Raw genomic sequence first — 18,843 nt, 5'->3', positions numbered from 1 at the left:
ACACATGGCAATCGACACCTCCAATCTCGGGATGGGAGGCAATCCCTTCCTGTCCAAGCCGGGGCAGACGAACCCCTACCTGCAGGACATCATCGACCTGTCCTCGCGCGACCTGGTGAACAACTTCAACGCCACCACGCAGCCGGCTTTCAATGCGGCGATGGTGCGCAGCGGCTCGTTCGGAAACAGCGGGATCGACGCGGCCAACGCGCGCGCGGCGAGCGGCCTGCAGACGAACCTGGGTGACCTGTCTTCGAAGCTGCGCTTCAACGACTACACGCAGCAGCAGGACATGTACAAGTGGCAGAAGGGCTTCGACGAGAACGGGCGCCAGTTCGACCTGGGCTTCGACCGGGCGACCTACAACGATGCGTTTGGCCAGAACCAGCAGAACCTGCAGACGGGGCTCGGCTTGCTCGGCCTGCTCTCGGGAGCCAACGACAGCGACCTCGCCGCGGGCGGTGCGATCCGCGACACGCCGCTCAACTACCTGACCCAGTTCGGCAATCTGGGCAGCACCATCGGCCGCGGCGGGCAGACCCAGCAGACCACGCAGACCGGCACCAGCAGCCCGATCACCGGCGCCCTCGGCGGCGCGCAGCTCGGACGCACGCTCGGCGGCCTGTTCGGCGGGGGCAACACCTGGCAGGGCATCAACAACAGCGCGGCCTCCAACGGCTACGGCAACACCTTTCAGCAAAACGGCTACTCGCCGAACGTCTCCTACGGCTGATCCACGACCATGAACGAAAACAGCATTGCACTCGCAGACCTGCAGCTGCAGCACCACTTCGGCGGCGGCGTCTATGCGAAGGAAACCATCATCCCGGCCGGGCTCGTGCTGGTGCAGCACAAGCATGCGCACGACCATCTTTCGATCCTGGCCAGCGGCACGGTGGTGCTCGAGGTCGACGGCGAGCGTCGTACCCTTGTGGGCCCGGCGTGCGTGACCGTGGAGGCCGGCAAGCACCACGGCGTGCGCGCGATCACCGAGGCGGTCTGGTACTGCATCCACGCGACCGACAGCACCGATGCGGAGACCGTGGACGGCATGCTGATCGCAGCCGACAGTCGGGCCTCGGACATGCAAGCGATAGCGGAGGCCTTGGCGCGATGAGCCGCATTCGTCTCCTCTGGCACGGGCTCAACGTCGAGCCGCTGCGCGCCGCGCTCGAGGCGCATCCCGAGCTCTGGAACCAGCGGACCGAGCGCACCGCGGCCGCCGAGTCGCCGCACCACGGCCTCTCCGACATCTGGGCCCGCTTCGCCGACCCGGCGACCATGCGCGAGGACGGATCGCACGACTCGATCTGGTATCCGCCCGCCGACGTGCTCCCGGTGCGCGACATCGTGTTTCCGCTCATGGCCGGTGTGCGCGGTACGCGCCTTGGCGGCGTGCTGATCACGCGCATCCGGCCGGGCCAGATCTGCAAACCGCACACTGACCCGGGCTGGCACGCGCGCCACTATGAAAAGTTCGCGGTGCAGATCGAGGCCGCGCCCGAGCAGGCGTTCCATTTCGAAGGCGAGAAGCTGGTGACGCGCCCGGGCGACGTCTACTGGTTCGACAACGCTCACACGCACTGGGTCACGAACGACAGCCAGCGCGACCGAATCACCATGATCGTGTGCATCCGCACGGAAGGGAACTGATATGCCGCTCTTCTCCAAGCACCATTCGGGCGCCCAGCGCTTTCGCATGCCGTGGGGCGCCGCCGTCGGCGGCATCGGTGGAGCGCTGATCAGCGCCGAGGCCGGCGGCGGCACGACGTCGACCGACTCGGGCCCGTGGGCCGCGGCACAGCCGCTGCTCGCCCGCAATGCGATGCAGGCGGACGCGCTGCAGAACCAGTACACGGCCATGCCGTTCAACCAGCAGCAGTTGGCGGCCTACGACAACAAGTTCGCGCTGAACGACTACCTGCGGAATTTGGTGCCCGAGCTGCTCGGCCAGATTCAGGGCCAGCCGGTGGGCTTCGACCGCAACAACCCGACCGCGCGACCGCAGGCCTGGAACTTCAACGCCGGCGGCGGTGCGCTGGGCCAGACCAGCCTGCGCGACGCACAGGGGCGCCAGGCCGCGATCGATGCGCAGGACCAGCGCGAGAGCGAAGACCTGATCGCCGGCCGGCGCGACACCACGCGGTTCTTCCCGCTCGGCCTGACCTACGGCGACCTCAAGCCCAAGCAATAAGGGAGCGATCATGCCCGGACTTTTCGACCTTCTCGACTCCGAAGACGGGCGCCTCGGCCTGGCGCTGCTGGCCGCGGCCGGCCCGAGCATGCAGCCGACCAGCATCGGCCAGCGCATCGCAGGCGCCGTGCAGAGCGTGGGCGCGCAGCGCGACAACGACCTGCGCCGCAAGCTGGTCCAGTCGCAGATCGGCGAGAACGACAACCAGAATCTGTACCGCTCGGCGCAGGTAGAGGCACTGCAGCGCAAAGGCAGCCTTCTGCAGTCCTTCGCCGACCGCATTAACGGCGGCGGAACAGGCGGTGTTGGTATGGGAGGCGCGGCCGCACGGAGCAGTGGCAGCGGCGCCGGAGGTGCGACCGCGACCTCGGGAAGCGGCGGGGCCGGCGCCTTCCCGCTTTCGCCGACCGATCTCGCGATGGCGAAAATCGCAGGACTGCCGGATCTCACGGACATCTACAAGCTGACCGAGCCGAACTGGGTCAACGTGAACGGCAATCTGGTCAACACCAAGGCGCCGGGGTTCACGGGCGGAGTTCAAGATGGCATCTCGGTGAGCAATGACGGCCGCGCGACGATGTGGCGGCGCAAGCCTGACGGATCCGTGGTGATGGGCGCGCCCGAGGGAGCGATCGACACCTACCGCGCTTTCCAGGACGTCGGCAATCGCTCCCAAGCCTCCTACACCCCGGGGCGGCCCACGATCCTCCCTGGCGGCCGGATGGGCGGCCAATCGCAACTGCAGGAGATCGGCGGCGCTCCTCCATCGCCGTTCGGAGACTTGCCGCAGGCGCAGGCCGGCGTGACGGGCAACTTCATCGGCAACCCTGCAGCCGTTTCTGCAGCTATCGCAGGCATCCGCGACCCGCAGGAGCGCGCGAACGCGCTGGCCGCGTTCGAGCAGCAAATGCGCTCGCCCGGCAGCACGCGCGAGACGCCGGGTGGCGGTCTGGAGTTCTCGCCGCGGGAGAAAGAGCAGCAGGACGCAGACCGAGCTCGAGCAGTGAAGACCGCCGAGGCCGACGTCGTGCGCGACACGGCGGCGCAAGCCGACGTGAAGACGGCACGCAAGTTCCTCGACGTAGCAAAGCGGGCGCGGGCGGTGTTCGGCGAAGGCCCGACTGATAGCGGGATCGGCTCGGCCGTCGACCGGGTGGCCGCTTTGGGCGGCTACGCGACGCCGGGCTCGGTGGCCGCGCAGCGCCTAAAAGCCCTTGGCGGCTGGCTCGTGTCGAACGTGCCGCGCATGGAAGGCCCACAGTCGAATTTCGACGTTGCGAACTACCAGGTGATGGCGGCCGACGTGGCGAACGACACGCTGCCGCTCGAGCGGCGCCGTGCCGCGCTCGACAGCATCACGCAGATGATGGAAGACATTGCGGGCACCAAGCGGGGCATGGCCGCCGAGCGCACCAGCGCCGCGCCGGCCGAGCAGCCGCCGGTCGCGCGGCTGAAGGCGCCGCCCTCGGACGCGGATCTGCGCAACACGGCCTTGCGGTACGGAATGACCGTCGACCAGGTGAAAAAGCGACTGGGGATGAACTGATGCGAGACCTATTCGAAGAGGCGGGCATCGCCCCGCGAGACGCACCGGCGCCGGCGGCCACCGGCCCGCGCGACCTGTTCGCCGAGGCTGGGCTCGACGTGCAGCCGGTCAAGCGCAAGTCGCTGCCGCGCCTGGCCGAGACGGCCGCGGTGCCGCTGGTGGGCCCGGCGCTCGCAGCCCTGGGTGTGGAGGTCGACGCGCGCGGCATCGGCAAGGGCCTGCTGTCGGGGCTCGCCGACATCGGGAACACGCTCATCAACTCCGGCACGAAGGCTGGCGCGGACACCTTCGCGGGTGTCGACGATCGGCTCGGTCTCCTGCCCGACCGCGTGAAGCGCCCGCGCGCCGGCATCACCAACCTGGTGACGGGGCAGGCGCCCATGTCGCAGGCCGAGCGCGACAACGCGGCCCGCGCGAGCGCGCTCGAGGACTTCAACCGCGAGAACGCGAGCCCGTGGTTCACCGGCGGCCGCCTGGCCGGCAACGTCATCGGCACGTACCCGGTGGGCGGCGCCATCTCGGCTCCGCTGCGCGCCGCGGCGCCGGCGCTGGGCCCGCTGGCCGACGCGCTGGCCACCGGCGGGTTCCGCACGGGGCTTGCGCCGACCTCGCTCGCGGGCCGGGCCGGGAACGTCGCGATGCGCGCGCTTGGCGGCGCGGGCACCGGTGGCGCCTCGGCGGGCCTCGTGAACCCTGGCGATGCCGGGCTCGGCGCGCTCGTGGGGGCCGTGCTGCCTCCGGGGCTGCAGGCTCTGGGGCTCGGGACTAGCGCGCTGGGAGTCGGTGTGCGGCGGATGCTCACGCCTCAAGTGGCACGGGATGCTGGCGCGGTGCTGGACGCCGGCGGTTACTCGACGGCGGACCTGCCGATGGTGCGCGCCGCGTTGACGCAGCAGGGCCCGCGCATCGTGCCCGAGCCGCCGACGGTCTCGCAGGTCCTCATGAACCCCGAGATCTCGCAGCTCGAGCGTTCGGTGCGCAATGCCCCGGGCGGCGGGCCTGCGCTGCTGGCGCGCGACCAGGCGCAGAACGAGGCTCGGCTGGGCGTGCTGGACAGCATCGCGCCGGTGGCCGGCGACCTGCCGGCGGCGCGGACCAACTTCGGCAACACCATCGCGCCGCGCGCGCAGGCCGCGCGGGCCGAGGCCACGAAGCAGGTGAACCAAGCGTTCAACGCGGTCGACCCCATGGACGACACGCGCTTCTTCCTCCCGATCGCGGAAATGGAGGCCGCGCAGGCGAAATTCTTGGGCGATGGCACGTTCGGCACCGGCAGCAAGGCGCAGGCCGCCGTCGACACGGCCCGGCGCGTGGGCACCGAGGAACTGCCGGCCGTGACCGCCGCGCGCATGCCCGGCGTCAACCGCCAGGGGCAGACCATCGTGGACGCCATCAAGTCGCTGGGCGGCCTGCGCGTGGACTCGCGCGGCGCGCAGGAGCTCGGGGGCGAGATCCGCGACCTGCGCAAGGCCGGGAACGGCGTCGGCGGCATCTTTCGCCGCGGCAATGGCCAGTCGCCCGACACGCTGGCCGAGGCCATGCACGCGCAAGGCTTCTTGCCCGACGCGGACGCATCGACGCTGTTCAACGTGCTGCGCGAGCATGCCTCGGGCAACAAGCGATTCGCGATGGGCGCCGATCGCGGCAACACCTTTCAGGCGGGGCTCGAGGCGTCGATGGGCGATGCGCCTGGCGCGGAGGTCATTCCGAAGGCCGTGCCTTTCCAGACCGTGCAGAACCTGCGCAGCTCGGTAGGCGAGGCCGCCGAGCAGGCCCGCGCGAAGGGTGCGAACAAGGAAGCGGCCGCGCTGGACCGCATGAAGGCCGACATCGACGCGCGGGTCGACGCAGTGGCACGCGGGCAGGGCCAGGCCGGCGAGTTCTTCCCGCCCGACATCGTGGCGCAGTGGCGCAAGGCGATCGACATGCACGCCGAGAAGCAGAACCGCTTCGCGCGCGGGCCGCAGGCCGGCATGTTCCGCAAGGGCGGCGACGGCAATTATTCGGTGGAGGGCGGCGAGCTCGCGCCGAAGTTCTTCTCGCCGCGTGGCTCGCAGGCCGAGGACATCGAGGCGCTTCGCCGCATGGGCCTGGGCGACGACGTGCTCGACTCGCTGAAGAGCTACGCGACCACCGACGCCTCGCGCAAGGTCACCGCCGGCGGCACCCTGAGCGCGGCGCAATACAACAAGTGGCTGGACTCGCACGCCGGCGCGATCCGCGGCCTGTTCAATGAGGGCGAGCAGGCGCGGCTGGCCGGCGTGGGCCAGGACGTGCAGCGCGCGGCCGACGCGCTGGGGCTCGGCCGGGCCACCGGCTCGAACACCTCGCAGAACGTGCAGAACGCGCTGGGGCTCGGGTTGCTTGATAGCCGGGCGGTGAACGTGCTGGCCAGCCGCACGCCGGTGGTGGGCCGCTTCACGGGCCCGATCCTGGATGCGCTGAAGGAGTCCGCGAAGCGCGGCAAGGCTGGGCGGATCGGCGGCCTGCTGTCGGATCCAGACGCGCTGGCCGAGGCGATCGCGCAGCTCGAGCGGACCCGGGTACGCGCCACGCCGCTACTGCCCGCGGCCGACGCGCTCAGTCCTTATCTTTATCGCGCCGCCCCTGTCCTAGTGTCCGGCCGGTGACCAGCCCGTAGACGAAGCCGCCAACGGCAACGATCACGGCGAGGCCGATGGCCTTCCAGATCAGGTACTCGCCGAACACGCTGGTGCTTTCCATGGCCGCATTCTAGGCCGCACCCCCTGCAACCCCCCTGCAAACCCGCTTCGGCGGGTTTTCTCGTTCTTGGAGTCCCTTTCATGGCAATCAATACCACCCTGGCGTCGCTGTCTCAGAACGCGGCGCTCAACGGGCCCGACGGCGCGACCGACCCGCCGGCCATCCTCGACGATGGCCTGCGCTATGCGCTGAGTTTCATCGCCCAGCTGCGCGACGGCGTCGGCTTCAAGGTCGGCATCGGCGGCCCGGTGAAGGTCGGCCAGAACACGGCCGACTCTCTGGTGATCGGCTACAGCACGTCGCTGTCGAAGTTGATCGTGACGAACGACGGCAACAGCTTCGCGAACAAGTGGCCGATCGACATCTCGGGCAAGGCCGACACCGCGACGGCGGCCGACACGGCGACGACGGCGACGAATGCCAATCAACTCGGGGGCGCGGTCCCGGCGGAGTACGTCAAGCGGGCCAGCATCAACGACTTCAAGTTGCAGTGGGACGGTCCGAACAGCCGCGGCGTCATCGTCGTGGATGGGGTGGGGCGACCTGCATACACCGTCTGGAATGCCATCCCCGACCGGCCTACCAACCTCAACCAGTTCGCGAACGGGCCGGGCTACCAGACCTCGGGCGACGTCTCGAACTACGCGGTGCAGCGAATCGACTCGGTAACCCAGCTCGGCAACGTCGGCAGCAGTGCCCTGCGCGCGAACATCAACGGCTTCGGCTTCGTGGCATGGGGCGTCACACCCTCGGACGAGCGCTTGAAGAAGGAGATCGAGCCGACGCGCGAGGACTCGCTCTACAAGATTTCGCAGATCGACTTCCGGCAGTTCCGCTTTCGCACCGACGCGACGCAGGCCCCGATCGACGACGGCCGCTTGCACCGACTCGGCGTGATCGCGCAGGAACTTGAGCTGCTCGATCCAGCCTGGGTGAGCGATGCGGGCACGTGGAAGGCCCCCGACCAGCAGGCGCTGCTGTACGCGGCGCTGCACGCCATCCAGCAACAGCAGGCGCTGATCAGCGACCTGCGCGACCGCATCCACTCCCTGGAGAACGCATGAGCCAGAACACCCAACCCGCTGACCTGCAGGCGATTCACGATCGTCTCAACTCTGGCGACGAGCGTATGGCGCGAATGGAAGATGCTCTGCGCGTCAATACCGAGGCGACTGCGCGCGTGGAGAGCAACACCTCGGACATGGTCGAGGCCTTCGGCAACCTGAAGGGCGCGTTCAAAGTCTTCAACTGGATCGGCCGCGCGGCCAAGCCGCTGGGCTACATCGCCGGCGCCATTGCCGCGATCATCAGCCTGTGGACGGCCTTCAAGGCAGGGACGACGCTGAAATGAGTCGCCTCGCCAAAATCGCCACGCCGCTGGTGCTGGGCGGGGCTGCGCTGCTGGCCGGCATGCACCAGTGGGAGAGCCAAGAGCTCACGGTCTACGCCGACAAACTGGCCGGCGGCCTGCCGACCTACTGCAGCGGCCGCACCTTCCCGCCGCGGCCCGTGGGCGAACGCCTGACACGGGCGCAGTGCGACGAGGTCGACGCGCAGACCGCCACCGAGTACGGGCGCGCGATCCTCGCCTGCATCCCGGCTGACAGGCTCGATCAGAACAGCTTCGACGCGATGACGCTGTTCGCGATCAACGTCGGAAAGGCCGGCGCGTGCGGGTCGCGCGCGGCGCAGTTGCTGCGCGCCGGCCAGCGCGAGGCCGGCTGCCGCGCGCTGGCGACCGGTCCCGACGGCCGTCCGGTGTGGAGCTACGCCGGCGGGGTGTTCGTGCGCGGTCTACAGAACCGGCGCCAGTACGAGGCGAACTGGTGCCTCACGCTGGCGCAGGAGAGCGCCCCGTGAGCGCCGCCGTGGTCGATCTGCTGCCGCCGCCCGCACCGAGCCAGCACTTGGTGGAGATGCTCGAGCGGATGCTGTCGCAAGCGAAGGCGGGGGAGATTGTGTTCGCCTGCGTCGTCGCGCAGGCGCGGGGCGGCGAAGTCATCGATGGGTGGAGCTCGACCGTCGGCGTGCGTCCGTATTCCGTTCTCGGCGCCCTCGAGGCAGTGAAGTACGAGTTCGCCCGCCGCAACATCGATTGATCGCCATGCTGCCCGACCTGAAAACACCCCTGCTGTGGGTGCTGGGCCTGGGGCTCGTGGCCGCCCTGGCTACCGCCGGCATCGAGCGCACGCGCGCGGCCGGCGCACGGGCTGATGCAGCCACCGCGCGGCGCGACCTCGCCGACTACCGCGCCTCCGTGGCCGAGGCTGGCCGGCTGGCCGAGCGCGCGGCCCGAGCTCAAGAACAGACCTGGCGCGACCGCGTCGATGGAGTGACCCGAGATGGACAAGCCCAAGTCGCTGCGGCGCGTGATGCCGCTGGTCGTGCTGGCGCTGCTGAGCGCCGGCTGCGTGACGAAGTCGCCGCCTACCGTGCCGCCATCCGAGCCGGCCAGGCGCCCAGCGCTGCCCAAGGAAGCCCGACAGCCGCCGACCCCCTCGATCTGCTTGCCGACCTGTTCGGACGGGCTGACGCTCGAGCGGGAGAGCTGGCGCGAATCGCTGACGAAAGGGGCGCGGCCGGTGCCACCTGCGAGCGGGCCGCCGACGCGCTGACGGCGGAATAGGGGGCTACTCGGAGCCGTCGCGCTGCGTTGGGATGACCTGCCAGACCTGGCGGTGCTCTTTGATCCGCAGCCTCCCCTCGTCGTGCCAGCACTCGCGCTGGATGCCCGAGATGAGCATGCCCGGCGCCTTCCCGTTCGGGAGGATGGTCGGCGAAGACATGTGGAGCATGCTGCGCATCCTGGCTGTGCCGTAGGCCTCCCAGAGGTCGGCGACCGCGGCGTAGGGCTCGGACTCGTGCATGCGGTTCATCTCGCCGAACACGACCATGCCGCGCATCGGTTGCAAGCGCTGGTTCGGCGGGATGCGCTCGCCGTCTTCGGCGAGCAAGGGGGTGACAACTGCGTAGAACACTGTATGAGCATACAGTGCGACGCAACCTGAGAAAATTACTATGCCGCTCTCAAAGCGTCGGAATTGGCTTCCGATTGGCGGCCGTCTGCGTAAGTCGTTGATTTCTTTTCTATTAATTCGATCTTGTAGCCATCGGGATCCGTCACGAACGCGATCACCGTGGTGCCGCCCTTCACGGGGCCGGCCTCGCGCGTGACGTTGCCGCCCGCGGCCTTGATCTTCTCGCAGGCCGCGTAGGCATCGGGCACGCCGAGAGCGATGTGGCCGTAGGCGGTGCCGAGCTCGTAGCTCTCGGTGCCCCAGTTGTAGGTCAGCTCGATCTCGGCCTGGCCGGGGTTGCCCTCGTCGTAGCCGACGAAGGCCAGGCTGTACTTGTACTCGGGGTTCTCGGAGGTGCGCAGCAGGTTCATGCCGAGCACCTTCGTGTAGAAGTCGATCGAGCGCTGCAGGTTGCCGACGCGCAGCATGGTGTGGAGGAGTCTCATCGCGTGGAGTCCGTGGGTGTTGTCGTGGGGAGCCCGCTATTGTCGGTCTCCCGGCGCCCCGATCAAGCCGCTCGGACTTCCTCGGCGCGCGTGAGCAGCAGCGACTCGTGCTTGCGCAGGAAGTCCATCAGGTGCTCGGGGTACTCGGGCACCACCGCCGCGCGCACGCTGGGCCGCGCGGCCAGCGCCGTGCGCCAGGCATCGACGCGCGGCAGGGCGTCGAAGAGCTTCGAGTCGACGAGGCGGTCGAACACCTCGAAGTAGCGGAACACCGGCGCGAACACCGCGTCGACCAGGCTGAAGCGCTCGCCCGCGAAGAAGGGGCCGTCGCCGAGCGCCGCTTCGACGCGCGCGAACTTGTCGGTCAGGGCCTGGCGCTTCTGCGCGAACACCTCGGCGTCCTTCGTGGTCTCGTAGCCCCAGAGGTCGGCCAGGATCGCCGAGCCGAACTCCATCCAGGCGCGGTGCTCGGCGCGCGCGAGCGGGTCCTCGGGATGCAGCCGCACGCCGGGCTGGGTCTCCTCGAGGTATTCGCAGATCACGTTGCTCTCGAACAGCACGGTCTCGCCGCCGCCGGGCCGTTGCACGCGCAGCAGCGGCACCTTGCCCAGCGGCGAGATCGCGAGGAACCAGTCGGGCTTGGCCGAGAGGTCGATCACGACGCGCTCGAAGGGCACGCCCTTTTCGTGCAGCGCGATCGCGGCGCGTTGCACGTAGGGGCACAGCAGGTGGCTGACGAGGGTGAGGGGCTGGGACATGGGCGCTCCGGATGAATCGGTGGGGCCGGATTCTTCCGGGGGCGAACAACCTTTTCCCGAAAAGCCCATTCGGCAAAAGCGCGTCTTGTGCTAGGCCGACGTGTCCATCCAGCGCGTGATGCGCCCCCCATGCATCACGCCGATGCGGTCGGCCATGGCCTGCGCCTCGGCCTCGTTGTGGGTCACGAGGATCGCGGTCTGGCCGGCCTGGCGCAGGATCGCGCGCACCTCCACCGTGAGCCGTTCGCGCGTGGCGCCGTCGAGGTTGGAGAAGGGCTCGTCGAGCAGCAGCAGCGCCGGCGCGGGCGCCAGCGCGCGGGCCAGCGCGATGCGCTGCTGCTGGCCGCCCGAGAGCTCGTGCGGATAGCGCTCGCCGGCCTCGGCCAGCCCGACCAGCGCCAGCATCTCGGCCACGCGTGCCTGCTGCCGGGCGCGCGGCAAACGGCGCAGCCCGAAGGCGATGTTGCGCGCCGCGTCGAGGTGCGGGAACAGCGCGTACTCCTGGAACATCATGCCCACGCGCCGCGCCTCGGGCGGCAGATGCTGATGCGTCGAGGACAGCGTGCGCTCGCCGAGCCGGATCTCGCCCGCGCGCAGCGGCTCGAAGCCCGCGATGGCGCGCAGCACCGTGGTCTTGCCGCAGCCCGAGGGGCCGAACAGGCAGGCGATCTCGCCGGCCGCGAGCGCGAGCGAGAAGCCGTCGACCACGACGTGCGGGCCGCGCGGCGTGTCGTAGGCGAGGCGGAGGGCGTCGATGTGCAGGTTGGCGCTCATGGCGTGGCGGAGGATACGGGCAGGGGATCGGCGGCGTGCGCGGCCGCGAGCTGGCTGCGCGCCAGCAGCATCACGGGCAGCAGCCCGGCCGCCACGATCAGCAGCGCCGCGATCGCGCCTTCCTCGTAGGTGCCGCGCGCGGCCTCGGCATAGAGCCAGGTCGCGAGGGTGTCGAAGTTGGCGGGCCGCAGCAGCAGGGTGGCGGGCAGCTCCTTCATCGCGTCGACGAAGACCAGCAGCGCGCCGGCGGCGATCGAGGGCTGCAGCAGCGGCAGGTGCACGCGCCGCAGCGCGCCGAGGGCGGTCTCGCCGAGCAGGCGCGCGGCCTGCTCGATGGCCGGCGGAATGCGCGCGAGCCCGGCCTCGATGCTGCCGACCGGCATCGCGAGGAAGCGGATGGTGCAGGCCGCCACCAGCACCACGCCCGCGCCCATCAGCGGCAGGCCCTGCCAGCCGAACGCGGTGGCGAGCGCGGCATCGAAGGCCAGCGCCGGCGTGAGCAGGCCGATGGCCAGCACCGTGCCCGGCACCGCATAGCCCGGCGTGGCCACGCGCGCGGGCCAGCGGCCGCGCCGCGCGCTGCCGCCCTGGCCGCCCGGGTTGCGCGCGGCCCAGGCCACCAGCAACCCGGCCGCCACCGCAGCCACGGTGACGCCGGCCGCCAGCGCGATGGTGTTGCCCAGGCTCGCGAGCAGCCCGTGCGAGATGCCGCCGCCCTGGCGCAGCCGCTTGGCGCTTTCCCAGACCAGGTAGAGCGCCGGCGCGACGAAGCCGATCAGCACCGGCAGCGAGGCCGCCGCCGTGGCGGCCCAGGCCGTGGCGCCGCGCAGCGGCCGCGGCTGCAGCGCGCGCATGCGCTGCGCCGAGCCGTAGCGCTGGTGGCGCCGGCCGTTGCGTTCGAGCCAGACCAGCGCGATCACCATGGCGAGCATGGCGCAGGCGATCTGCGCCGCTCCCGCGAGGTCGGAGCGCGTGATCCAGGTCGTGTAGACGGCCACGGTGAGCGTCTGCACGCCGAGGAATTCGGACGCCCCGATGTCGTTGAGCGTCTCGAGCAGCGCCAGGCTCAGGCCCACGGCCAGCGCCGGGCGCGCCAGCGGCAGCGCGACGCGGAAGAAGGCGCCGCGCCGGTTCTCGCCGAGCATGCGCGCGGCCTCCATCAGGTGCGCGGGCTGGCTCATGAACATCGCGCGCGCCGTCATGTAGACGTAGGGATAGAGCACGAAGCCGAGCACGAAGACCGCGCCGCCCATCGAGCGCAGGTCGGGCAGGCGGAACTGGCGCGGGCTGTCGTAGCCCAGCAGCCAGCGGATCGCGCCCTGCACCGGGCCGATGGGATGCAGCAGGTCGAGGTAGGCGAAGGCGACGATGTAGGTCGGCATGGCCAGCGGCAGCAGCAACGCCCAGTGCAGCACGCGTCGGCCCGGGAAGTCGCAGGCCGTGACCAGCCAGGCGCAGCCGGTGCCCACGATCAGCACCAGCAGGCCGACGCCGCCCAGCAGCATGGCCGTGTTGAGCGTGGCCTGCGGCAGCACGTGCGCGAACAGCGATTGCCAGTGCTCAAAGCCCTGGGCGCCAGGCCCGAGCGCGAGCCACAGCAGGGCGAGCACCGGCGCGAGCACGCCGGCCGCCACGAGGAACGCGGCCCCGCGCCACAGCGGGCCCACCGCCTGCAGCGTGCGGGGGCCGCGCGAGGCCCTCATCAGCATGCGGATGTCCTGGACTCAGGGCACCCGGCGGTGCCCCTCACTGGTCGAAGCCGACCTTGTCGACCAGCGCGCTGGCCTGCTTGCGGTACTTCGCGATCTCGGTCAGCGGCAGCGGATCGACCTTCAGCTCGCCGATGGTCTGGCCGATGATCGGGTCGAGCGCGACGCCCTTGCGCACCGGGTATTCGTAGTTGGCGTCGGCATACAGCGACTGGGCCGGCTCGGACACCAGGAACTCGAGCAGCTTGACCGCGTTGGCGCGCTGCGGCGCGTTCTTCGCCACCGCCGCGCCGCTGATGTTGACGTGCGTGCCGCCGCTCTTGGCGAAGGTCGGGCGCACCACCTTGATGGCATCGCCCCACTTGCGCGCGTCGGTGCCTTCCTTGGCGCTCTTCATCTGGCCCACGTAGTAGGAGTTGGCCAAGCCCACGTCGCAGATGCCGCCGAGGATGTCGCGCGCCACGTCGCGGTCGCCGCCGGTGGCCTTGCGCGCCAGGTTGGCCTTCACACCGCGCAGCCACTGCTCGGCCTTGGCTTCGCCGTCGTGCGCGATCAGCGAGGCCACCAGCGCGGTGTTGTAGGGATGCTGGCCGGCGCGGATGCAGACCTTGCCCTTCCACTTGGGATTGGCCAGGTCCTCGTAGCGGAAATTGGTGAGCGGCTGCGCCTTGTCGGCGTAGAGCACGCGCGCGCGCATCGAGAGCGCGAACCACTGGCCGTCGGCGCCGCGCAGGTTGGCGGGGATCGCCGATTCGAGCGCGGCCGACTTCACGGGCTGCGTGACGCCGCCGTCGACCAGGTCGACCAGGTTGCCGATGTCCACCGTCATCAGCACGTCGGCCGGCGAGCGCGCGCCCTCGGCCTTCACGCGCTCGAGCAGGCCGTCCTTCACGAACACCGTGTTGACCTTGATGTTGCTCTGCGCGCTGAAGGCCGCGATCAGCGGCTGGATCAGCGCCGGCTCGCGCGTGGTGTAGAGCGTGAGCTCTTCCGCCGCATGCGCGGGCAGGGCGGCGAGGGCGAGCCAGGCGCCGGTGGCGCCGATCAGGGCGTGTGCTGCGCGCGCGCCGATGCGTTGGGTCATGACGGGATCCTCCAGGTCGGTGATGTGTTCTCGGGGCAATGCGGCGGCCGGCCTGCGGCGCCGATGCGAACGATTATCAACAGGGATGGGAGGCGCGCGTCGTTTGGACTTACAAGCCGCAGGCCTACTCGCCCGGGCCGCCGCGAGCCTTCGACGCCTGCAGGACCTCGAGCACGAAGCGCGTCGGGCCGCCGACGTCGCGGTCGCCGACCGCGAGGCCCAGCTGCCGCCACAGCGCCGGGCTCAGCGGCCGGATCGCGATGCGCGGATCGGGCGTGCGCCCGTCCGCTTCCTCGGGCAGCAGGGCCGCGCCATAGCCCGCGGCCACCAGCGTGCGGATCGCGTCGTTGTAGTTGAGCTCGATGCGCGGCCGGCAATGCACGCCGGCCGCCGAGAACCATTCGGCCGTCTGCCGGTAGAGCCGCGTGGAGGCGTCGTTCATGATCAGCGGCCGCTCGGCCAGCCACTGCGGCGTGAGGCGCTTCGGCGCCTTCCAGGCCGCCGGCAGGAAGGCGAGCACGGCCTCGCGCCGCAGCGGCGTGACATGCACGCCGCGCGCCGGCGGCTGCGGCAGTGCCACCACCGCGAGGTCGAGGCTGCCCGCGGCGAGCCGCGCCATGCTGTCGTTGGAGGTCAGCACCTGCACGTTGACCTCGATGCCCGGATGGTCGCGCGCCAGCCGTTCGAGCGCGGGCGGCAGCAGGTGCGCGATCGCGCCCGTCGAGGCACCCACGCGCACGCGGCCCGTCTGCCCCGCGAGCTGGCGCCGTACGTCCTCCACGGCATCGTCGGCATCGGCCAGCAGCCGGCGGGCGCGCGCGATGAAGCGCTCGCCCAGGGCCGTCGGTTGCGCGGGCCCGCGCCCGCGAACCAGCAGCTGGCCGCCGAGGCGCGACTCCAGTTCCGCGATCTGCACCGTGACGGTGGGGGCCGCCAGGTGCAGCGCGCGCGCCGCATTGGCCAGCGACCCGAGGTCGGCGATGGCGACCAGGGTGCGCAGATGGTCGAGGCTCAGTTCCCGCATCGCGCTAATTTATCTTTTTTGAATCTGGGGTTCCATATATTTAGCTGGAGCCATCGCGGCCTCGTCCCTACGATCGCGCTCCATGGACCTCAACCTCTTCATCGACGGCGATCAGGGCACCACCGGCCTCGATCTGCAGAACCGGCTGCGCGGCGGGGAATTCCGCATCCGCACCCTGCCCACCCATCTGCGCAAGGACCCGGCCGCGCGCCGCGCCGCGCTCAACGAGGCCGACATCGCGATCCTGTGCCTGCCCGATGCCGCGGCGCGCGATGCGGTGGCGATGATCGAGAACTCCTCGGTGCGCGTCATCGATGCGAGCTCGGCGCATCGCACCAGCCCCGGCTGGGTCTATGGCTTGCCGGAGCTGGCTGCGGGGCAGGGCGAACGCATCGCCTCGGCATCGCGGGTCACGAATCCCGGCTGCTATCCCACGGCCGCGATCGCGCTGCTGCGGCCTCTGACGGATGCGGGTCTGCTGCCCGCCGACTATCCGCTGGTCATCCACGCCGTCTCGGGCTATTCGGGCCAGGGCAGGGCGGGCGCCGAAGCGCACGAGGCCGGGGCGGGCGCGCATTCATTGACGGTCTATGGGTTGGGGCTCGAGCACAAGCATGTGCCGGAGATCGAGGCCTACGCCGGCCTGTCGCAGCGGCCCCTCTTCGTGCCGGCCTACGGCAGCTACCGGCAGGGGATCGTGCTGACGATCGGGCTGCATGCGCGGCTGCTTCCCGCCGGCGTGTCGGGTGCGCGCATCCATGAATGCCTGGCCGAGCGCTATCTGGATGCGGCGCATGTGCGGGTGCTGCCGATGTCTGCCGATGCGCCTTCGACCGAGCTGGATCCGCAGATCCACAACGGGACGAACGACATGAGCCTGGCGGTGGCTTTCAACGAGCGCACGGGGCAGGTCGTGTTGAGCGCGGTGCTCGACAACCTGGGCAAGGGGGCGGCGGGGGCGGCGGTGCAGAACCTGCGGTTGATGGCGGGGGCGCTGGCGCCCGCGCTGTAGGGCCGGTGAGCGCCCGGGCCCCGAAGCTCAGCGCCCCGCGGGGATCTCGAACACGAAGCAGGTCGTCGTGGCATGCGCATACAGCGTGCCATCGGCGCCCGCCAGCCGCGCTTCCGCCGTCGCGAGCTGCCGCCCGCAGTGGATCACCTTGCCCTCGGCGCGCACGCGCTGCACCTTGGGCGTGAGGCCCTTCACGTAGTTCACGCCGAGTTCGGCCGTGGTGTAGCTGCGACCGGGCGGCATCATCGTGTGGACCGAGCAGCCGAGCGCGGAGTCGAGCAGGGTGGCGACCCAGCCGCCGTGGATGGTGCCCAGCGGGTTCAGGTGCTGCGGCAGCGGGGTGCCCTGGAAGATTGCGACGCCGGGGCTGACCGAGATGACGGTGAAGTCCAGCGTCTTGGCGATGGCGGCATAGGGGATGTCGCCGCGCAGCATGGCCTGCATGATCTCGAGGCCGGTCTTGCCGCTCACCTGCTCGGGGCGGGCCACGCCGGGGCCCGGGCCGGCTTCGAGCTTCGCGATGATGTCCCGCTCCTCGGCAAGCCAGGTCTCGAGCAGGTTCTGGGGTTCGGTCATGCGGTCATTCCTCCAATTGGTTGCATATGCAATAGTTGCAGCTACAATAATAGCCCATGGACGCCCCCACCAAGCCCCGCGGCTGCACCAGTTTCAAGGTGCGCCAGCTCTCGCGCCGCCTCTCGCAGCACTATGACGCGGAGGTGTCGCGCAGCGGACTCAAGACCACGCAGTACTCGCTGCTGTCGCATCTGGCGCGGCTCGGTCCCTCGCGCCCGGTCGACCTGGCGGGCGAACTCAAGATGACGCCCTCGACCCTGAGCCGTAACCTGCAGCCGCTGATCGCCGCGGGCTGGATCGCGCAGGGCGCGGGCGCCGATGCGCGCAGCCGCCTGGTGCAGCTCACCGAGGCCGGCGAGGCCAAGCGCCGCGAGGCGCTGGCCCACTGGAAGACGGCGCAGCAGAAGCTCAATGCGCTGCTGGGCGTGGAGCGCGTGCTCGCGCTGCACCTGCTGATCGACGAATCGCTCGAGCTGCTCGGCGCGGACGACCAGGCCTGCGAGCTGGACTGACGCGCAGCCGCACCCGCTTCCTTTTCTTCGCACTCCCCATTCGCCCGCAGGCCCCGCGGTCCAGGCCCCTCTTTTCTCCCGTTCCTCCATACCCATTCCTCCAGAGGTCCCATGTTCGCCACCCAAGTCTCCGCATGGCTGCAGCGCCGCGGCATCCACTACGGATGGATCGTCGCCGCCATCACCTTCCTGACCATGCTGACGATGTCGGCCGCGCTGGGCCTGCCCGGCGCGATGCTGCAGCCGCTCGGCAAGGAGTTCGGCTGGAGCACCGAGCAGATCTCGTCCTCGCTCGCGCTGCGCTTCGCGCTGTTCGGCCTGATGGGCCCGTTCGCCGCGGTGCTGATGGAGCGCTGGGGCCTGCGCGCGGTGATCTGCACCGGCCTTGCGCTGGTCGGCCTGGGCATGGCGCTGGTGACGATGGCCTCGCAGCTGTGGCAGCTGTTCGTGCTGTGGAGCCTGATGCTGGGCCTGGGCACCGGCATGACGGCGCTGGTGCTCGGCGCGGTGGTGGCCAACCGCTGGTTCGTGGCGCGCCGCGGGCTGGTGGTGGGCATGCTCACGGCGAGTTCGGCCACCGGCCAGCTCGCGTTCCTGCCGGTCGCGGCCTGGATGATCGAGCACTGGGGCTGGCGCTCGGCCATCGTGCCGATCGTGGTCGGCAGCCTGCTGATCGGCGTGTTGGCGCTGTGCCTGATGCGCAACCGGCCGTCCGACGTCGGCCTGCGCCCCTTCGGTGAAGCCCCCGATGCGCCGCAGGCGCCGGCCGCGCCCGCCGCGGCGATCACCTTCGCCACGCCGTTCCGCGTGCTCAAGGAGGTCGCGACCAACCGCACCTTCCTGATCCTCGCCGCCACCTTCTTCATCTGCGGCCTGAGCACCAACGGCCTGGTGCAGACCCACTTCATCTCGCTGTGCGGCGACAACGGCATGGGCGCGGTGCCCGCGGCCTCGGTGCTCGCGATGATGGGCGCCTTCGACTTCGTGGGCACGATCCTCTCGGGCTGGCTGTCCGACCGTTACGACAACCGCAAGCTGCTGTTCTGGTATTACGGCCTGCGCGGGCTCTCGCTGTTCTGGCTGCCGCATTCCGAATTCACCATCTACGGCCTGGGCCTGTTCGCGATGTTCTACGGCCTCGACTGGATCGCGACCGTGCCGCCCACGGTCAAGCTCGCTGGCTCCACCTTCGGCCCGGCCAAGGTCGGCATGGTGTTCGGCTGGGTGTTCGCCGCCCATCAGCTCGGCGCCGCCACCGCGGCCTACGGCGCGGGCTTCGCGCGCACGCTGCTCTTGACCTACACCCCGGCGCTCTACGTCGCCGGCGCGGCCTGCCTGCTGGCGGCGCTGATGGTGATGGCGATCCGCCGTCCGGCGGCGCCCAAGGCCGGCGGCGCACCCGCGACGCCTTCCGCCGCGGGCCAGCCCGCCACGGCCCGCGCCTGATCGTTCCCACGCCACGGAGCC

At 70.3% G+C, this 18,843-nt stretch carries 23 protein-coding genes; 14 read left to right on the top strand and 9 right to left on the bottom strand.

Annotated features, from left to right (window positions below; translation table 11 throughout):
* Window positions 1-4: 4 nt before the first annotated feature.
* Genes R0232_RS24740 through R0232_RS24715 form a run of 6 tightly spaced genes read left to right on the top strand, consistent with a single transcriptional unit; the run spans window position 5 to window position 6,370 of the window.
* Window positions 5-733, top strand: a complete 729-nt coding sequence (locus R0232_RS24740; RefSeq protein ID WP_431509750.1) for a hypothetical protein — start codon at window positions 5-7, stop codon at window positions 731-733.
* A 9-nt stretch (window positions 734-742) separates the two neighbouring features.
* Complete coding sequence (locus tag R0232_RS24735) at window positions 743-1,117, top strand: cupin domain-containing protein (protein WP_431509749.1); 375 nt, start codon at window positions 743-745, stop codon at window positions 1,115-1,117.
* Window positions 1,114-1,653 (top strand): aspartyl/asparaginyl beta-hydroxylase domain-containing protein, encoded by a 540-nt coding sequence (locus tag R0232_RS24730; RefSeq protein WP_431509748.1) that lies wholly within the window; start codon window positions 1,114-1,116, stop codon window positions 1,651-1,653. The genes R0232_RS24735 and R0232_RS24730 overlap by 4 nt, the downstream gene beginning before the upstream one ends.
* A gap of 1 nt (window position 1,654) precedes the next feature.
* On the top strand, window positions 1,655-2,194 hold the full coding sequence (locus R0232_RS24725; RefSeq protein ID WP_431509747.1) for a hypothetical protein: 540 nt from the start codon (window positions 1,655-1,657) through the stop codon (window positions 2,192-2,194).
* A 10-nt stretch (window positions 2,195-2,204) separates the two neighbouring features.
* Window positions 2,205-3,740, top strand: coding sequence for a hypothetical protein (locus tag R0232_RS24720; protein WP_431509746.1), 1,536 nt, complete (start codon window positions 2,205-2,207; stop codon window positions 3,738-3,740).
* Window positions 3,740-6,370, top strand: coding sequence for a hypothetical protein (locus tag R0232_RS24715; protein WP_431509745.1), 2,631 nt, complete (start codon window positions 3,740-3,742; stop codon window positions 6,368-6,370). Before R0232_RS24720 ends, R0232_RS24715 begins: the two co-directional genes overlap by 1 nt.
* On the opposite strand, the gene R0232_RS24710 is transcribed toward R0232_RS24715, so the two are convergent.
* On the bottom strand, window positions 6,321-6,464 hold the full coding sequence (locus R0232_RS24710; RefSeq protein ID WP_431509744.1) for a hypothetical protein: 144 nt from the start codon (window positions 6,462-6,464) through the stop codon (window positions 6,321-6,323). The two genes, R0232_RS24715 and R0232_RS24710, sit on opposite strands and share 50 nt — an antisense overlap.
* Before the next feature lie 80 nt (window positions 6,465-6,544).
* On the opposite strand from R0232_RS24710, the gene R0232_RS24705 reads away from it, so the two are divergent.
* The 5 genes from R0232_RS24705 to R0232_RS24685 are packed head-to-tail and all read left to right on the top strand — an operon-like array spanning window position 6,545 to window position 9,090.
* Window positions 6,545-7,528 carry a tail fiber domain-containing protein gene (locus R0232_RS24705; protein WP_431509743.1) on the top strand — a complete coding sequence of 328 codons (984 nt, stop codon included), beginning with the start codon at window positions 6,545-6,547 and terminating at the stop codon, window positions 7,526-7,528.
* On the top strand, window positions 7,525-7,815 hold the full coding sequence (locus R0232_RS24700; protein WP_431509742.1) for a hypothetical protein: 291 nt from the start codon (window positions 7,525-7,527) through the stop codon (window positions 7,813-7,815). Before R0232_RS24705 ends, R0232_RS24700 begins: the two co-directional genes overlap by 4 nt.
* Window positions 7,812-8,324 (top strand): lysozyme, encoded by a 513-nt coding sequence (locus tag R0232_RS24695; RefSeq protein WP_431509741.1) that lies wholly within the window; start codon window positions 7,812-7,814, stop codon window positions 8,322-8,324. The genes R0232_RS24700 and R0232_RS24695 overlap by 4 nt, the downstream gene beginning before the upstream one ends.
* On the top strand, window positions 8,321-8,563 hold the full coding sequence (locus tag R0232_RS24690) for a hypothetical protein (RefSeq protein WP_431509740.1): 243 nt from the start codon (window positions 8,321-8,323) through the stop codon (window positions 8,561-8,563). Before R0232_RS24695 ends, R0232_RS24690 begins: the two co-directional genes overlap by 4 nt.
* Window positions 8,564-8,568: 5 nt before the next feature.
* Complete coding sequence (locus R0232_RS24685; RefSeq protein ID WP_431509739.1) at window positions 8,569-9,090, top strand: DUF2514 family protein; 522 nt, start codon at window positions 8,569-8,571, stop codon at window positions 9,088-9,090.
* A gap of 4 nt (window positions 9,091-9,094) precedes the next feature.
* Here the strand turns inward: R0232_RS24685 and R0232_RS24680 are convergent, their stop codons facing one another.
* The 7 genes from R0232_RS24680 to R0232_RS24650 form a co-directional block, all read right to left on the bottom strand.
* Window positions 9,095-9,418 (bottom strand): hypothetical protein, encoded by a 324-nt coding sequence (locus tag R0232_RS24680; protein ID WP_431509738.1) that lies wholly within the window; start codon window positions 9,416-9,418, stop codon window positions 9,095-9,097.
* A gap of 62 nt (window positions 9,419-9,480) precedes the next feature.
* Window positions 9,481-9,927 (bottom strand): lactoylglutathione lyase, encoded by a 447-nt coding sequence (gloA, locus tag R0232_RS24675; RefSeq protein WP_431509737.1) that lies wholly within the window; start codon window positions 9,925-9,927, stop codon window positions 9,481-9,483.
* 62 nt (window positions 9,928-9,989) lie between these two features.
* Window positions 9,990-10,685, bottom strand: coding sequence for a glutathione S-transferase family protein (locus R0232_RS24670; RefSeq protein ID WP_431509736.1), 696 nt, complete (start codon window positions 10,683-10,685; stop codon window positions 9,990-9,992).
* A gap of 90 nt (window positions 10,686-10,775) precedes the next feature.
* Window positions 10,776-11,459: an ABC transporter ATP-binding protein gene (locus R0232_RS24665; protein WP_431509735.1), complete on the bottom strand. Its 684-nt coding sequence runs from the start codon at window positions 11,457-11,459 to the stop codon at window positions 10,776-10,778.
* Window positions 11,456-13,168, bottom strand: coding sequence for an ABC transporter permease (locus tag R0232_RS24660; protein ID WP_431509734.1), 1,713 nt, complete (start codon window positions 13,166-13,168; stop codon window positions 11,456-11,458). Before R0232_RS24660 ends, R0232_RS24665 begins: the two co-directional genes overlap by 4 nt.
* A 37-nt stretch (window positions 13,169-13,205) precedes the next feature.
* Window positions 13,206-14,252, bottom strand: a complete 1,047-nt coding sequence (locus R0232_RS24655; RefSeq protein WP_057595618.1) for a Fe(3+) ABC transporter substrate-binding protein — start codon at window positions 14,250-14,252, stop codon at window positions 13,206-13,208.
* Between the two features lie 124 nt (window positions 14,253-14,376).
* Window positions 14,377-15,276 (bottom strand): LysR family transcriptional regulator, encoded by a 900-nt coding sequence (locus R0232_RS24650; RefSeq protein WP_431509733.1) that lies wholly within the window; start codon window positions 15,274-15,276, stop codon window positions 14,377-14,379.
* 82 nt (window positions 15,277-15,358) lie between these two features.
* On the opposite strand from R0232_RS24650, the gene argC reads away from it, so the two are divergent.
* Window positions 15,359-16,288 (top strand): N-acetyl-gamma-glutamyl-phosphate reductase, encoded by a 930-nt coding sequence (gene argC, locus R0232_RS24645; protein WP_431509732.1) that lies wholly within the window; start codon window positions 15,359-15,361, stop codon window positions 16,286-16,288.
* A 27-nt stretch (window positions 16,289-16,315) separates the two neighbouring features.
* Here argC and R0232_RS24640 read toward each other — a convergent pair whose 3' ends face one another.
* Window positions 16,316-16,864: a PaaI family thioesterase gene (locus R0232_RS24640; RefSeq protein ID WP_431509731.1), complete on the bottom strand. Its 549-nt coding sequence runs from the start codon at window positions 16,862-16,864 to the stop codon at window positions 16,316-16,318.
* A 56-nt stretch (window positions 16,865-16,920) separates the two neighbouring features.
* Here R0232_RS24640 and R0232_RS24635 point away from each other — a divergent pair, with 56 nt between their 5' ends.
* Both R0232_RS24635 and R0232_RS24630 read left to right on the top strand, forming a co-directional pair.
* Window positions 16,921-17,376, top strand: a complete 456-nt coding sequence (locus R0232_RS24635) for a MarR family winged helix-turn-helix transcriptional regulator (protein ID WP_431509730.1) — start codon at window positions 16,921-16,923, stop codon at window positions 17,374-17,376.
* Between the two features lie 111 nt (window positions 17,377-17,487).
* A complete protein-coding gene (locus tag R0232_RS24630; RefSeq protein ID WP_431509729.1) occupies window positions 17,488-18,822 on the top strand; it encodes an MFS transporter in 1,335 nt (444 codons plus the stop codon).
* Window positions 18,823-18,843 lie beyond the last annotated feature (21 nt).

Origin of the sequence: Variovorax sp. DAIF25 (assembly GCF_050711835.1) — a bacterium.
GTDB lineage: Bacteria > Pseudomonadota > Gammaproteobacteria > Burkholderiales > Burkholderiaceae_C > Variovorax.
Note: the sequence above shows the minus strand (reverse complement) of the source record. Positions and strands in the feature narration are given on the sequence as shown.

Coding starts and splice junctions, on each gene's coding strand:
- R0232_RS24740 (WP_431509750.1), top strand. CDS start 5: ATGGCAATCGACACCTCCAATCTCGGGATGGGAGGCAATCCCTTCCTG.
- R0232_RS24735 (WP_431509749.1), top strand. CDS start 743: ATGAACGAAAACAGCATTGCACTCGCAGACCTGCAGCTGCAGCACCAC.
- R0232_RS24730 (WP_431509748.1), top strand. CDS start 1,114: ATGAGCCGCATTCGTCTCCTCTGGCACGGGCTCAACGTCGAGCCGCTG.
- R0232_RS24725 (WP_431509747.1), top strand. CDS start 1,655: ATGCCGCTCTTCTCCAAGCACCATTCGGGCGCCCAGCGCTTTCGCATG.
- R0232_RS24720 (WP_431509746.1), top strand. CDS start 2,205: ATGCCCGGACTTTTCGACCTTCTCGACTCCGAAGACGGGCGCCTCGGC.
- R0232_RS24715 (WP_431509745.1), top strand. CDS start 3,740: ATGCGAGACCTATTCGAAGAGGCGGGCATCGCCCCGCGAGACGCACCG.
- R0232_RS24710 (WP_431509744.1), bottom strand. CDS start 6,464: ATGGAAAGCACCAGCGTGTTCGGCGAGTACCTGATCTGGAAGGCCATC.
- R0232_RS24705 (WP_431509743.1), top strand. CDS start 6,545: ATGGCAATCAATACCACCCTGGCGTCGCTGTCTCAGAACGCGGCGCTC.
- R0232_RS24700 (WP_431509742.1), top strand. CDS start 7,525: ATGAGCCAGAACACCCAACCCGCTGACCTGCAGGCGATTCACGATCGT.
- R0232_RS24695 (WP_431509741.1), top strand. CDS start 7,812: ATGAGTCGCCTCGCCAAAATCGCCACGCCGCTGGTGCTGGGCGGGGCT.
- R0232_RS24685 (WP_431509739.1), top strand. CDS start 8,569: ATGCTGCCCGACCTGAAAACACCCCTGCTGTGGGTGCTGGGCCTGGGG.
- gloA (WP_431509737.1), bottom strand. CDS start 9,927: ATGAGACTCCTCCACACCATGCTGCGCGTCGGCAACCTGCAGCGCTCG.
- R0232_RS24670 (WP_431509736.1), bottom strand. CDS start 10,685: ATGTCCCAGCCCCTCACCCTCGTCAGCCACCTGCTGTGCCCCTACGTG.
- R0232_RS24665 (WP_431509735.1), bottom strand. CDS start 11,459: ATGAGCGCCAACCTGCACATCGACGCCCTCCGCCTCGCCTACGACACG.
- R0232_RS24660 (WP_431509734.1), bottom strand. CDS start 13,168: ATGCTGATGAGGGCCTCGCGCGGCCCCCGCACGCTGCAGGCGGTGGGC.
- R0232_RS24655 (WP_057595618.1), bottom strand. CDS start 14,252: ATGACCCAACGCATCGGCGCGCGCGCAGCACACGCCCTGATCGGCGCC.
- R0232_RS24650 (WP_431509733.1), bottom strand. CDS start 15,276: ATGCGGGAACTGAGCCTCGACCATCTGCGCACCCTGGTCGCCATCGCC.
- argC (WP_431509732.1), top strand. CDS start 15,359: ATGGACCTCAACCTCTTCATCGACGGCGATCAGGGCACCACCGGCCTC.
- R0232_RS24640 (WP_431509731.1), bottom strand. CDS start 16,864: ATGACCGAACCCCAGAACCTGCTCGAGACCTGGCTTGCCGAGGAGCGG.
- R0232_RS24635 (WP_431509730.1), top strand. CDS start 16,921: ATGGACGCCCCCACCAAGCCCCGCGGCTGCACCAGTTTCAAGGTGCGC.
- R0232_RS24630 (WP_431509729.1), top strand. CDS start 17,488: ATGTTCGCCACCCAAGTCTCCGCATGGCTGCAGCGCCGCGGCATCCAC.